We start from the raw sequence: 14,123 nt of genomic DNA on the forward strand, positions 1-14,123 counted from the left end.
CCATTAGCCACGCCCGCTGACAACGGGCCAACGAAGAACTTGAACCATGGCCACTATCCACGTAGACGGCAAAGCGCTCGAGGTCGATGGCGCAGACAACCTGTTGCAGGCCTGTCTGTCGCTGGGCCTCGACATCCCGTATTTCTGCTGGCACCCGGCGCTGGGCAGCGTCGGCGCCTGCCGCCAGTGCGCAGTCAAGCAGTACACCGACGAGAACGACACCCGTGGTCGTATCGTCATGTCGTGCATGACCCCTGCCACCGACAACACCTGGATCTCCATCGAAGACGACGAATCCAAGGCATTCCGTGCCAGCGTCGTCGAATGGCTGATGACCAACCACCCGCACGACTGCCCGGTCTGCGAGGAAGGCGGTCACTGCCATCTGCAAGACATGACCGTGATGACCGGTCACAATGAGCGTCGCTATCGTTTCAGCAAGCGCACCCACCAGAATCAGGAACTGGGCCCGTTCATCGCGCATGAGATGAACCGCTGCATCGCCTGCTATCGCTGCGTGCGTTTCTACAAGGACTACGCCGGCGGCACCGACCTGGGCGTGTTCGGCGCCCACGACAACGTCTACTTCGGACGGGTCGAGGACGGCACCCTGGAAAGCGAGTTTTCCGGCAACCTCACCGAGGTCTGCCCGACCGGTGTGTTCACCGACAAGACGCACTCCGAGCGCTATAACCGCAAGTGGGACATGCAGTTTGCCCCGAGCATCTGCCATGGCTGCTCGAGCGGTTGCAACATCAGCCCGGGCGAGCGCTACGGTGAGCTGCGCCGCATCGAGAACCGCTACAACGGTTCGGTGAACCACTATTTCCTGTGCGACCGTGGCCGCTTCGGCTACGGCTACGTCAACCGCACCGATCGCCCACGGCAACCGCTGCTGGCCGAAGGCAACCGCAAGCTGAGCCTCGACGAGGCGCTGGACAAGGCTGCCGAGCTGTTGCGCGGCCGCAACATCGTCGGCATCGGCTCGCCGCGGGCCAGCCTGGAAAGCAACTACGCCCTGCTGGAACTGGTCGGTGCCAAGCACTTCTACAGCGGCATCGAAGCCGGCGAGCTGTCGCGCATCCGCCTGGCCTTGCAGGTGCTGCAGAACAGCCCGTTGCCGATCCCGAGCCTGCGCGAGGTCGAAGACCACGACGCGGTGTTCGTGTTGGGCGAAGACTTGACCCAGACCGCCGCGCGCATGGCGCTGGCACTGCGTCAATCGGTGAAGGGCAAGGCAGAGGCTATGGCTGAGGCCATGCGCGTTCAACCGTGGCTCGACGCTGCCGTGAAGAACATCGGTCAGCATGAGCTGCATCCGTTGTTCATCGCCAGCCTGACCGACACCAAGCTCGACGACGTCGCCGAAGAATGCGTGCACGCCGCGCCCGAAGACCTGGCGCGCATCGGCTTCGCCGTGGCCCATGCGATCGATCCGAGCGCACCCGCCGTCAGCGGCCTGGACACCGAAGCCCTCGAGCTGGCCCAGCGCATCGCCGATGCCCTGGTGGCCGCCAAGCGTCCGCTGGTCATCAGCGGCACTTCGCTGGGCTGCAACGCCCTGATCGAAGCGGCAGGCAACATTGCCAAGGCCTTGAAAGGTCGCGACAAGGCCGGCTCGCTGAGCCTGATCGTGCCGGAAGCCAACAGCATGGGCCTGGCGATGCTCGGTGGCGAGTCGGTGGACGACGCGCTGCAAGCCGTAATCGACGGTCACGCCGACGCACTGGTGATCCTGGAAAACGATTTGTACACCCGTGTCGATGCCGCCAAGGTGGACGCCGCGCTGAACGCTGCCAAGGTGGTCATCGTTGCCGATCACCAGCACACCCGCACCGTCGAGCGCGCCCATCTGGTCTTGCCGGCGGCCAGCTTCGCCGAAGGCGATGGCACCCTGGTCAGCCAGGAAGGCCGCGCCCAGCGGTTCTTCCAGGTGTTCGATCCGGTCTACCTGGATGCCAGCATTCTGATCCACGAAGGCTGGCGCTGGCTGCACGCGCTGCGCAGCACGCTGCTGAACCAGCCGGTGGACTGGACCCAGCTCGACCACGTGACCGCTGCAGTGGCCAACAGCGCCCCGCAACTGGCGCGCATCGTCGATGCCGCGCCCTCGGCCTCGTTCCGCATCAAGGGCCTGAAGCTGGCCCGTGAGCCGTTGCGCTACAGCGGCCGCACGGCCATGCGCGCCAACATCAGCGTGCACGAGCCACGGACATCGCAGGATACCGATACCGCCTTCTCGTTCTCCATGGAAGGCTACTCGGGCTCGGCCGAGCCGCGTCAGCAGGTGCCATTCGCCTGGTCGCCAGGCTGGAACTCGCCACAGGCCTGGAACAAGTTCCAGGACGAAGTGGGCGGCCATCTGCGTGCCGGTGACCCCGGCACACGCCTGATCGAAAGCCAGGGCGACGGCCTGGGCTGGTTCGCCAGAGTGCCGGCGGCCTTCTCGCCCGCGCGCGGCACCTGGCAGGCAGTGCCGTTCTATCACCTGTTCGGCAGCGAAGAAAACTCTTCCCGCTCCGCACCGGTGCAGGAGCGGATTCCGGCTCCCTACGTCGCGTTGGCCAAATCCGAGGCCGATCGTCTGGGCGTCAACGACGGCGCGCTGCTGAGCCTCACCGTCGCCGGCCGGGCCTTGCGCCTGCCGCTGCGCATCAGTGAAGAACTGGGCGCAGGCCTGGTGGGTCTGCCCGCTGGCCTGGCGGGCATCCCGCCGGCGTTTGCCGGCGCATCCGTCGAAGGCCTGCAGGAGGCAGCACAATGACCTGGTTCACCCCTGAAGTGATCGACATCATCATCGGTGTGGTCAAGGCCCTGGTCATCATGCTGGCGGTGGTCGTCTGCGGCGCGCTGCTCAGCTTCGTCGAGCGTCGCCTGCTGGGCTGGTGGCAGGATCGCTACGGCCCGAACCGGGTCGGTCCGTTCGGCATGTTCCAGATTGCCGCCGACATGCTGAAGATGTTCTTCAAGGAAGACTGGAACCCGCCCTTCGTCGACAAGGTGATCTTCACCCTGGCGCCGGTGGTGGCCATGAGTGCCTTGCTGATCGCCTTCGCGATCATTCCGATCACCCCCACCTGGGGCGTGGCGGACCTGAACATCGGGCTGCTGTTCTTCTTCGCCATGGCCGGACTGTCGGTGTATGCCGTGCTGTTCGCCGGCTGGGCCAGCAACAACAAGTACGCCCTGCTGGGCAGCTTGCGGGCTTCCGCGCAAACCGTGTCGTACGAAGTGTTCATGGGCCTGTCGCTGATGGGCATCGTGATCCAGGCCGGTTCCTTCAACATGCGCGACATCGTCGAGTACCAGGCGCAGAACCTGTGGTTCATCATTCCGCAGTTCTTCGGCTTCTGTACCTTCTTCGTCGCCGGCGTGGCGGTGACTCACCGTCATCCGTTCGACCAGCCGGAAGCGGAACAGGAACTGGCCGACGGCTACCACATCGAATACGCCGGCATGAAATGGGGCATGTTCTTCGTCGGTGAATACATCGGCATCATCCTGATCTCGGCCTTGCTGGTGACGCTGTTCTTCGGCGGCTGGCATGGTCCGTTCGGAATTCTGCCGCAACTGTCGTTCGTCTGGTTCGCACTGAAAACCGCGTTCTTCATCATGCTGTTCGTACTGCTGCGCGCATCCATCCCGCGCCCTCGCTACGACCAGGTAATGGATTTCAGCTGGAAGTTCTGCCTGCCACTGACCCTGATCAACATGCTGGTGACCGCCGCGATCGTGTTGTTGAACACGCCCGCCGGCACGGTTCAGTGAGGAATTGACCCATGTTCAAATATATCGGTGACATCGTAAAAGGAACGGGCACGCAGCTGCGCAGCCTGATCATGGTGTTCGGCCACGGTTTCCGTAAGCGCGACACCCTGCAATACCCCGAGGAGGCGGTGTACCTGCCGCCGCGCTATCGCGGCCGCATCGTATTGACCCGCGACCCCGACGGCGAGGAACGCTGCGTGGCCTGCAACCTGTGCGCCGTGGCCTGCCCGGTAGGTTGCATCTCGTTGCAGAAGGCAGAAACCGAGGACGGTCGCTGGTACCCGGACTTCTTCCGGATCAACTTCTCGCGCTGCATCTTCTGTGGCCTGTGCGAGGAAGCCTGCCCGACGACCGCGATCCAGCTCACGCCGGACTTCGAGATGGCCGAGTTCAAGCGTCAGGATCTGGTCTACGAAAAGGAAGATCTGCTGATCTCCGGCCCCGGCAAGAACCCTGACTACAACTTCTACCGCGTAGCCGGCATGGCCGTAGCCGGCAAGCCCAAGGGCGCCGCGCAGAACGAAGCCCAGCCGATCAACGTGAAGAGCTTGCTCCCTTAAGGAAGAAAGATGGAATTCGCTTTCTATTTCGCGTCGGGTATCGCGGTGGTGTCCACCCTCAGGGTGATCACCAATACCAACCCCGTACACGCCCTGCTCTATCTGATCATCTCGTTGATCGCCGTGGCGATGACCTTCTTCGCCCTGGGTGCGCCGTTCGCCGGTGTACTCGAAGTGATCGCCTACGCCGGCGCCATCATGGTGCTGTTCGTCTTCGTGGTGATGATGCTCAACCTGGGCCCGGCCTCGGTGCAGCAGGAACGTGTGTGGCTCAAGCCGGGTATCTGGGCTGGCCCGGTATTCCTCGGCGCCTTGTTGCTGCTCGAATTGCTGTATGTGCTGTTCGCCAACCCCAGCGCTGCCGGTATCGGCCAGACCACGGTCGATGCCAAGGCGGTCGGCATCAGTCTGTTCGGTCCCTACCTGCTGGTGGTTGAACTGGCGTCGATGCTGCTGCTGGCTGCAGCCGTGACGGCGTTCCACCTCGGCCGTACGGAAAAGGAGTAAACAGATGCCCGCTATCCCTCTCGAGCATGGCCTGGCTGTCGCCGGCATCCTGTTCACCCTTGGTCTGGTCGGCCTGATGGTCCGCCGTAACATTCTTTTCGTGTTGATGAGTCTGGAAATCATGATGAACGCCTCTGCCCTGGCGTTCATCGTGGCGGGCGCACGCTGGGGTCAGCCCGATGGACAGATCATGTTCATCCTGGTGATCACCCTGGCCGCGGCCGAGGCCTCCATTGGCCTGGCGATCCTGATGCAGCTGTATCGCCGCTTCCACACGCTCGACATCGACGCTGCCAGTGAGATGCGCGGATGAACCTGATCTTTCTGACCTTCGTATTCCCGCTGATCGGCTTCCTGCTGCTGTCGTTCTCGCGCGGGCGCTTCTCGGAAAACCTCTCGGCGCTGATCGGCGTCGGCTCCATCGGCCTGTCGGCGGTGGTTGCCGCCTACGTCATCTGGCAGTTCAACGTCGCGCCGCCCGAGGGTGGCGTGTACACCCAACTGCTGTGGCGCTGGATGGCGGTGGACGGGTTCGAACCCAACTTCACCCTGTACCTGGACGGCTTGTCGATCACCATGCTCGGCGTGGTGGTAGGCGTGGGTTTCCTGATCCACCTGTTCGCCTCCTGGTACATGCGCGGTGAAGAAGGCTACTCGCGCTTCTTCGCCTACACCAACCTGTTCATTGCCAGCATGCTGTTCCTGATCCTGGGCGACAACCTGCTGTTCATCTACTTCGGTTGGGAAGGCGTGGGCCTGTGCTCGTACCTGTTGATCGGTTTCTACTATGGCAACCGCAACAACGGCAACGCAGCGCTCAAGGCGTTCATCGTCACCCGCATCGGCGACGTGTTCATGGCCATCGGCCTGTTCATCCTGTTCCAGCAACTGGGTACCCTGAACATCCAGGAACTGCTGGTGCGGGCGCCGGAACATTTCAAGGTCGGTGACTTCTGGATCGTGCTGGCCACGCTGATGCTGCTTGGCGGCGCCGTGGGCAAGTCCGCGCAGCTGCCCCTGCAGACCTGGCTGGCAGACGCCATGGCCGGCCCTACCCCGGTGTCGGCACTGATCCACGCCGCCACCATGGTGACCGCCGGTGTCTACCTGATCGCCCGGACCCATGGGCTGTTCGCCCTGGCCCCGGACATCCTGCATCTGGTCGGTGTGGTCGGTGGGGTCACGCTGGTCCTGGCCGGCTTCGCTGCGCTGGTGCAGACCGACATCAAGCGTATCCTGGCCTACTCGACCATGAGCCAGATCGGCTACATGTTCCTGGCCCTGGGCGTCGGTGCCTGGGACGGCGCGATCTTCCACCTGATGACCCATGCCTTCTTCAAGGCGCTGCTGTTCCTTGCCTCGGGTGCGGTGATCGTCGCCTGCCATCACGAGCAGAACATCTTCAAGATGGGTGGTCTGTGGAAGAAGCTGCCGTTAGCCTACGCCAGCTTCATCGTCGGCGGCTCTGCCCTCGCGGCCCTGCCATTGCTGACGGCCGGCTTCTATTCCAAGGACGAGATCCTCTGGGAAGCCTTCGCCAGCGGCAACAACGGCTTGCTGTACGCCGGCCTGGTCGGTGCGTTCATGACCTCGCTGTACACCTTCCGCCTGATCTTCATCACCTTCCATGGCGAAGCCAAGACCGAAGCGCACGCCGGCCACGGCGTTGCCCACTGGCTGCCGTTGGGCGTGCTGATCGTGCTGTCGACCTTCATCGGTGCCTGGATCCATCCGCCATTGGCGGGCGTGCTGCCGCAGAGCGTCGGTCATGCCGGCGGCGAGGCCAAGCACAGCCTGGAGATCGCCTCGGGCGCCATTGCCTTGGCGGGTATCCTGCTGGCAGCCATGCTGTTCCTCGGCAAGCGCCGCGTTGCCACGGCCGTGGCCAACAGTGGCATCGGCCGGATGCTGTCGGCCTGGTGGTTCGCCGCCTGGGGCTTCGACTGGATCTACGACAAGCTGTTCGTCAAACCCTACCTGCTGATCAGCCACCTGTTGCGCAAGGACCCGGTTGACCAGGTGATTGGCTTGATCCCGCGTACGGCCAAGGGCGGCAACAACGCCATGAGCCGTACCGAGACCGGTCAGTTGCGCTGGTATGCCGCTTCGATGGCCGCTGGCGCCGTGCTGGTGCTCGGCGCCGTCGTGCTGGCGGCGGTCTGATATGAATCCTGTGACTTTGCGAAAGGAAACGAGCCCGTCATGATTTTGCCCTGGCTGATCCTGATCCCCTTCATCGGCGGCCTTCTGTGCTGGGTAGCGGAGCGCAGCAGCGCTACCCTGCCCCGCTGGATCGCATTGCTGACCATGTCCCTGGAACTCGCGCTCGGCCTCTGGCTGTGGGCCAATGGCGACTACACCCTGGCGCCTGCACCCGGCGCGGAACCTGTCTGGGCCTACGAGTTCAAGCTCAACTGGATCCAGCGCTTCGGCATCAGCGTGCACCTGGCGCTGGACGGCCTGTCGCTGCTGATGATCCTGCTCACCGGCCTGCTGGGTATCCTCTCGGTACTGTGCTCGTGGAAAGAGATCCAGCGCCACGTCGGCTTCTTCCACCTCAACCTGATGTGGATTCTGGGCGGTGTGGTCGGTGTGTTCCTGGCGCTGGACCTGTTCCTGTTCTTCTTCTTCTGGGAAATGATGCTGGTGCCGATGTATTTCCTCATCGCGCTCTGGGGTCACAGTTCCTCGGATGGCAAGAAGACCCGGATCTACGCCGCCACCAAGTTCTTCATCTTCACTCAGGCCAGCGGCCTGATCATGCTGGTGGCGATCCTGGGCCTGGTGCTGTTCAACTACAGCAACACCGGTGTGATGACGTTCAACTACAGCGACCTGCTCAAGGCGCAGTTGCCGGAACATGTCGAATACCTGCTAATGCTCGGCTTCTTCATCGCCTTCGCGGTGAAGCTGCCGGTGGTGCCGTTCCACTCCTGGCTGCCCGATGCTCACGCCCAGGCGCCTACCGCAGGTTCCGTGGACCTGGCCGGTATCCTGCTGAAAACCGCCGCCTACGGTATCCTGCGTTTCGCCCTGCCGCTGTTCCCCAATGCCTCGGCAGAGTTCGCACCGATCGCCATGACCCTCGGTCTGGTGGGCATCTTCTACGGCGCCTTCCTGGCGTTCGCGCAGAGCGACATCAAGCGCCTGATCGCCTTCTCCAGCGTCTCGCACATGGGCTTCGTGCTGATCGGTATCTACTCCGGCACCCAGCAGGCCCTGCAGGGCGCGGTGATCCAGATGCTCGCCCACGGCTTGTCGGCAGCGGCGCTGTTCATCCTCAGCGGCCAGTTGTACGAGCGCCTGCACACCCGCGACATGCGTGAAATGGGCGGGCTATGGTCGCGCATTGCCTACCTGCCGGCCATCAGCCTGTTCTTTGCCGCTGCCTCGCTGGGCCTGCCGGGCACGGGCAACTTCGTCGGTGAGTTCCTGATCCTGCTGGGCAGCTTCACCGTCGCCCCGTGGATCACCGCCATCGCCACCTCCGGGCTGGTGTTCGGTTCGGTGTACTCGCTGATCATGATTCACCGAGCCTACTTCGGCCCCTCCAAGTCGGACGCGGTACTGGCCGGCATGGACAACCGCGAACTGATCATGGTGCTGGGCCTTGCGGGCCTGCTGATTCTGCTTGGCGTCTACCCGCAGCCTTTCCTCGACACCTCCGCCGCCACCATGACCGGTGTGCAGCAGTGGTTCGGCACCGCCTTCACTCAACTCGCTTCGGCCCGGTAAGAGCGCTATGGACCTGACGATTCAACACTTTATTGCGCTTGCGCCGCTGCTGATCACTACCGTCACCGTCGTTGCGGTGATGCTGGCGATCGCCTGGCGGCGCAACCATTCGCAAACCTTCCTGCTCTCGTGTGCGGGCTTGAACCTGGCGCTGCTGTCGATCCTGCCGGTGCTCAAGCTGACGCCCATGACCGTGACGCCGTTGCTGCAGGTGGACAACTTCGCCGCGCTGTACATGGCGCTGATCCTGGTGGCCACGCTGGCCTGCGTGACCCTGGCACACGCCTACCTGGGTGATGGCGCCACCGGCTATCCCGGCAACCGTGAAGAGCTTTACCTGCTGATCCTGATGGCCGCGCTGGGTGGCCTGGTACTGGTCTGCGCGCAGCACCTCGCCGGCCTGTTCATCGGCCTGGAACTGCTCTCGGTACCCACGTACGGGCTGATCGCCTACGCCTTCTTCAACAAGCGCTCGCTGGAAGGCGGCATCAAGTACATGGTGCTGTCGGCCGCAGGCTCGGCGTTCCTGCTGTTCGGCATGGCGCTGCTGTACGCCGATGCCGGCAGCCTGAGCTTCTCGGGGATCGGCCTGGCCCTGGCCGCCACCGGCGTGCCGAGTGCGCTGGCGCAACTGGGCCTGGCGATGATGCTGGTGGGCCTGGCGTTCAAGCTGTCGCTGGTGCCCTTCCACTTGTGGACACCCGACGTGTACGAAGGCGCCCCGGCGCCTGTCGCTGCGTTCCTGGCCACTGCCAGCAAGGTCGCGGTGTTTGCCGTGGTGGTGCGCTTGTTCCAGCTGTCGCCGGCAGCCAGCAGCGGTGTGCTCAGCGATGTGCTGGCGGTGATTGCGGTGGCGTCGATCCTGATCGGCAACCTGCTGGCGGTGACCCAGAGCAACCTCAAGCGCCTGCTGGGTTATTCGTCCATCGCCCACTTCGGTTACCTGCTGATCGCGTTGGTAGCGAGCAAGGGCCTGGCCCTGGAAGCCATCGGCGTCTATCTGGTGACCTACGTGATCACCAGCCTGGGTGCGTTCGGCGTGATCACCCTGATGTCGTCGCCGTACAACGGCCGCGACGCCGATGCATTGTACGAGTACCGCGGCCTGTTCTGGCGCCGTCCGTACCTGACGGCGGTGCTGACCGTGATGATGCTGTCGCTGGCGGGCATTCCGCTGACCGCCGGTTTCATCGGCAAGTTCTACATCATCGCCACGGGCGTGGAATCGCAACTGTGGTGGCTGACCGGTGCGCTGGTGATCGGTAGCGCCATCGGCGTCTTCTACTACCTGCGGGTGATGGTGACCTTGTTCCTGATGGAAAAGAACCTGCGTCGCACCGATGCACCGCTCAAGTGGGAACAGCGCACTGGTGGCGTGATGCTGCTGGCCATCGCCGCCCTCGCCTTCCTCCTGGGCGTGTACCCGCAACCGCTGCTGGAGCTGGTGCAGCATGCCGGGTTCCAGTTGGGTTCGGTGGTTGTGAAAGGCTGAAGATAGGCTGCATGAAAAAACCCGCTTCGGCGGGTTTTTTTATGTTTCCGTGGCGGCCTGTTCGCGGGCAGAGCCCGCTCCTACATAGCCGAAAACTAAACTGCCCACCACCGCGGAAACAGGCTCTTGACCCGCGCCTCGGCAAAGCGGTCATCAATCAGCACCACCACCCCGCGATCATCCTGACCACGTATCACCCGTCCTGCCGCCTGCACCACCTTGCACAAACCGGGATACAGGTAGGTGTAGTCGTACCCCGAACCGAACAGGGTATTCATGCGTCCCTTGATCTGCTCGTTGACCGGGTTGAACTGGGCCAATCCAAGGGTAGCGATAAAGGCGCCGATCAAACGCTTGCCAGGCAAATCGATGCCCTCGCCAAACGCACCGCCAAGCACAGCAAAACCGACGCCCTGACTGGTCGAGGTGAAGCGGGCAAGAAAGTCACGCCGTGCGCCTTCATCCATCTTGCGTGCCTGAGCCCACTGCTCGATGTTCGGGTAGCGCTCGGCCAACAGTGCTTCGACCTGCTGCAGGTAATCGAAACTGCTGAAGAACGCCAGGTAGTTACCCGGCTGCGCCAGGTACTGCTTGGCAATCAGTTCCACAATGGGACCCAGCGACGCCTGTCGATGATTGAAGCGCGTGGAGATGTCATCAACGATGCGCACTTCCAACTGCTCGGCACTGAACGGCGACTGCACGTCGATCCACGCATGGTCCTTGGGTAGCCCGAGCAGGTCGGCATAGTAGCGTCGCGGGCTGAGCGTGGCGGAAAACAGAATGGCACTGCGCGCTGCGGCGATGCGCGGCCCCAGCAAGGGCGCTGGGACGATATTGCGCAGGCACAGCTGCGACTGCACACGCTTGCCCGAACCGTCGCGGCGAGTCACGTCGAATACATAGTGCTCGTCGAACAGATCCGCCACGCGGGTGAACTGCAACGCCTGGAAATAGAAGTCCAGCAGTTGCGGATCGATGCCCTGGGGCTGCGCATTCATCTCGTCGCCAATCAGACTGATGCAGCGCAGCAGCGCCAGGATCAACTTGTCCGGCAGACGCGCGTGGGCTTGGTATGGCCCCGATTGCTCGGCGTGCAGCGCGTTCCACTCCCGATTCACACGTTGCAGCGGACTCTTGAGCTTGCTTGGCGGCGCCGCGCGCACGGCCTGCAGCGTGCGCTGGTCGAGGGTGGCGCTGTACATGCCGCGCGCGCGGTCGACCAGGTTGTGCGACTCGTCGACCAACACTGCCACACGCCATTGGCGCTCCTGCGCCAGACCGAACAGCAGGGCATTGAGGTCGAAATAATAGTTGTAGTCGCCGATGACCACGTCCGCCCAACGGGCCAGTTCCTGGCTCAGGTAATAGGGACAAATGCGGTGCGCCAGGGCGGTCTGGCGCACCTGTGCCTGATCCAGGATCTGCAAGCGCACGGCGTCTTCGCGAGCCGCCAGCAGCCGGTCGTAGAAGCCCTTGGCCAATGGGCAGGATTCACCGTGACAGGCCTTGTCCGGATGCTCACAGGCCTTGTCCCGCGCGACCATTTCCAACGTGCGAAGCGGCAGCCCCGGCTGGCGATGCAATTGCGCCACGGCCTCCAGCGCCAAGGCACGACCGGGGCTTTTGGCGCTGAGAAAGAAAATCTTGTCCAGTTGCTGCGGGACCATCGCCTTGAGCAACGGAAACAGCGTCGCCAAGGTCTTGCCGATACCGGTGGTGGCCTGGGCCATCAGGCAGCGCCCGGTGCTGACCGCCTTGTACACGGTTTCCGCCAGTTCGCGCTGACCGACGCGAAAGGCCGCATGGGGGAAAGTCAGTGCACGCAGCGCCGCATCGCGCTCGGCGCTACGGGCCAGTTCCTGACGCGCCCATTGCAGGAAGCGCGAACACAGCCGTTCGAAATGTGCTTCCAGATCCTGGGCCTGGCACTGCTGGCTGAACACGGTCTGCTTGTCGTAATCGACATCGAAATACACCAAGGCAACGTCCATGCGCGTCAGCTGCAACTGCTGACACATCAGCCAGGCATAGACCTTAGCCTGGGCCCAGTGCAATTGGCGATGATTGTCGGGCTGCAGATCGAGGTCGCCGCGGTGGGTCTTGATCTCTTCCAGGCGGTTCAGCGCCGGGTCATAGCCGTCGGCGCGGCCGCGCACCTGCAACTCATGGTATTGACCGCTGAGGGTGACTTCGCTCTGGTAGCCGGCCTCGCGGCCCTGGGTCACCCGGCGATGGCCGAGCATGCCCTCCTGAGCCGACGGCGAAGGTGTGAAGCGCAGGTCGAGGTCACCCACCTTGGCCGTGAACTCGCACAAGGCCCGTACGGCCACGGTGTAGCTCACGCGGGCTGTCCTGCCCACTCCACGTAGCAGACCTGCACGGGCAGCGCATGGCGGGCACAGAACTCCAGCCAGCGCAGTTGGTTATCCTGCAAGCGGTCGCCGGGCCCCTTGACCTCGATCATCAGGTAGCGACCTTCGGCGGGCCAGAACTGGATGAGGTCGGGCATACCGGTGCGGTTGGCCTTGACGTCTTCCAGCACCCGGTCGAAACAGTGTTTGAGGTGCTGCGCGGGAATACAGCCCAATGCGAGTTCGAGCAAGGTTTCGTCGAGCATGCCCCAGTGCACGAAAGGCGATTGCAGCCCGCGTTTTTCCTGCCAGGTCCGGCGGATGGTGTGCTTGTAGCGGCCGTCGTCGAGCTCGCCCAGACACGCGTCGAACAGCGCACTGCGACGCTGGCGGAAGTCGGGCTGATGCAAGTCGGCCGGACCGTTCTGGAACGGGTGAAAAAAGGCGCCGGGCAACGGTGCGAAAATCGCCTTCCAGCACAGCAGGCCGAACAAGGCGTTGAACAAGGTGTTCTCGACGTAATGCACCGGCGCATCTTCACTGTGCAGCGACGCGGCCACCCGCCGCTCGACGCTCAGGCGCTGTTCGCAGAGCACCAGCGTCAGGTCCAGGCGCGCGACTTTTGCGGCCTGGCGCTTGGGTTGCGCAGGCAAACCCAAGTGCCGACGCAGGCGCGGCAGCATGCGCGGCAGTTGCTGCGCCTCGGCCGGATTGAGCGGGGCCAGGCTAGCCTGCTCGGCCAATTCCAGCGCCTGGCTGTATTCACCGCGCAACTCTAGCACGCGAATGATCCGCGCACGGGCCTGGGCAAACGCGCAGCTGCGGTACACCACCAGGGCCTGCTGCAGATCCTGCTGACGCTCGCAGGCATAGCCCAGGCGGAACAGCAGCTTCTGCCGACGGCTCTGCAACCAGGATTTGTCCGTGGTCACCGCCAGCAGTTGACGGTGAATGTCTTCGCACGGCAGCCCGGCTTCGATTGCTTCGCTGCACGCATGCAACGCCAGCCCGGCCGCCACGTCGTCGCGATGGGTCAGCCCCCGTGACTCGGGCGCCAGCTGTACTGCCTCGTAGCGATACACCCCCAGATCGGCCAGCACGAACTCGGTCCAGCCTTGATGCAGATTGCCGAAGAACAGCAACCGCAGACGGTCACAGAGCGCTTGCACCGTCAGGCAGTAGAGCGTGTCGGCCAACGTTGGACACCAGCCCCGAAACGGCTGCACGGGCCAGTCGTGTTCGGCAAGGGCCAGCAGCAGTTGCGGCTTGGGCAACGATGGCTTGGCGAGGTGGGTCGCGAAACAGCTGACGATTTCCGGCTTGAGCAGCACCTCGCCTACCTGCTGCAACGTCAGCGGGGCTTGATCGGTGAGATAACCGCTGGCCAGCAAAGGTCGCGCTGCTTCGTCTGGACAACCGATCTCGGCGTACTCGAGGCGACTGGCGCGGAACATCTCGCCCTTGCGCATGATCATGCGCACCAACAGCGCCTGGGACGGCTGCGGCAGCGCGTCGAAACGCTGGATGAAGCTCAGCTCCTCGGTATCCAGCACGTCCAGGTAGCGTTGCTCCAGCCACGCCAGTACGCGACGGAAATTGGCCAAGTAATAGAAAGGGTCTTCGAGCGCTGCAAATGCCACGTTTTCGCCAAACCAGTGTCATGAAAGCCACTGTTTATACATACAGAAAAAAGCCAAGGCAATCGGA

10 protein-coding genes are annotated in these 14,123 nt (G+C 63.3%); 8 read left to right on the plus strand and 2 right to left on the minus strand.

Annotation, left to right across the window (positions count from 1 at the left end):
* Positions 1–46 precede the first annotated feature (46 nt).
* Genes nuoG through nuoN form a run of 8 tightly spaced genes read left to right on the plus strand, consistent with a single transcriptional unit; the run spans position 47 to position 10,062 of the window.
* Entirely contained in the window at positions 47–2,764 is a 2,718-nt protein-coding gene (nuoG, locus tag IFT75_RS14545; protein ID WP_192055329.1) for an NADH-quinone oxidoreductase subunit NuoG, read from the plus strand.
* Positions 2,761–3,768, plus strand: a complete 1,008-nt coding sequence (nuoH, locus tag IFT75_RS14550) for an NADH-quinone oxidoreductase subunit NuoH (protein WP_122477741.1) — start codon at positions 2,761–2,763, stop codon at positions 3,766–3,768. The genes nuoG and nuoH overlap by 4 nt, the downstream gene beginning before the upstream one ends.
* An 11-nt stretch (positions 3,769–3,779) precedes the next feature.
* Positions 3,780–4,328, plus strand: coding sequence for an NADH-quinone oxidoreductase subunit NuoI (gene nuoI, locus IFT75_RS14555; RefSeq protein WP_122477739.1), 549 nt, complete (start codon positions 3,780–3,782; stop codon positions 4,326–4,328).
* Between the two features lie 9 nt (positions 4,329–4,337).
* A complete protein-coding gene (gene nuoJ / locus IFT75_RS14560) occupies positions 4,338–4,835 on the plus strand; it encodes an NADH-quinone oxidoreductase subunit J (RefSeq protein WP_049860090.1) in 498 nt (165 codons plus the stop codon).
* A gap of 4 nt (positions 4,836–4,839) precedes the next feature.
* Positions 4,840–5,148, plus strand: a complete 309-nt coding sequence (gene nuoK, locus IFT75_RS14565; protein ID WP_043190115.1) for an NADH-quinone oxidoreductase subunit NuoK — start codon at positions 4,840–4,842, stop codon at positions 5,146–5,148.
* Positions 5,145–6,998 carry an NADH-quinone oxidoreductase subunit L gene (gene nuoL / locus IFT75_RS14570; RefSeq protein ID WP_122477737.1) on the plus strand — a complete coding sequence of 618 codons (1,854 nt, stop codon included), beginning with the start codon at positions 5,145–5,147 and terminating at the stop codon, positions 6,996–6,998. Before nuoK ends, nuoL begins: the two co-directional genes overlap by 4 nt.
* A gap of 39 nt (positions 6,999–7,037) precedes the next feature.
* Positions 7,038–8,570 carry an NADH-quinone oxidoreductase subunit M gene (nuoM, locus tag IFT75_RS14575; protein WP_185793200.1) on the plus strand — a complete coding sequence of 511 codons (1,533 nt, stop codon included), beginning with the start codon at positions 7,038–7,040 and terminating at the stop codon, positions 8,568–8,570.
* A 7-nt stretch (positions 8,571–8,577) separates the two neighbouring features.
* The gene (gene nuoN, locus IFT75_RS14580) at positions 8,578–10,062 is read left to right on the plus strand and encodes an NADH-quinone oxidoreductase subunit NuoN (protein ID WP_122477733.1); all 1,485 of its coding nucleotides are present in this window, start codon (positions 8,578–8,580) and stop codon (positions 10,060–10,062) included.
* A 95-nt stretch (positions 10,063–10,157) separates the two neighbouring features.
* On the opposite strand, the gene IFT75_RS14585 is transcribed toward nuoN, so the two are convergent.
* Positions 10,158–12,407 (minus strand): ATP-dependent DNA helicase, encoded by a 2,250-nt coding sequence (locus IFT75_RS14585; RefSeq protein WP_192055331.1) that lies wholly within the window; start codon positions 12,405–12,407, stop codon positions 10,158–10,160.
* Complete coding sequence (locus IFT75_RS14590; protein WP_192055333.1) at positions 12,404–14,056, minus strand: VRR-NUC domain-containing protein; 1,653 nt, start codon at positions 14,054–14,056, stop codon at positions 12,404–12,406. Before IFT75_RS14590 ends, IFT75_RS14585 begins: the two co-directional genes overlap by 4 nt.
* Positions 14,057–14,123 lie beyond the last annotated feature (67 nt).

Source organism: Pseudomonas sp. CFBP 8758 (assembly GCF_014841725.1).
GTDB classification, from domain to species: Bacteria; Pseudomonadota; Gammaproteobacteria; order Pseudomonadales; family Pseudomonadaceae; genus Aquipseudomonas; species Aquipseudomonas baltica.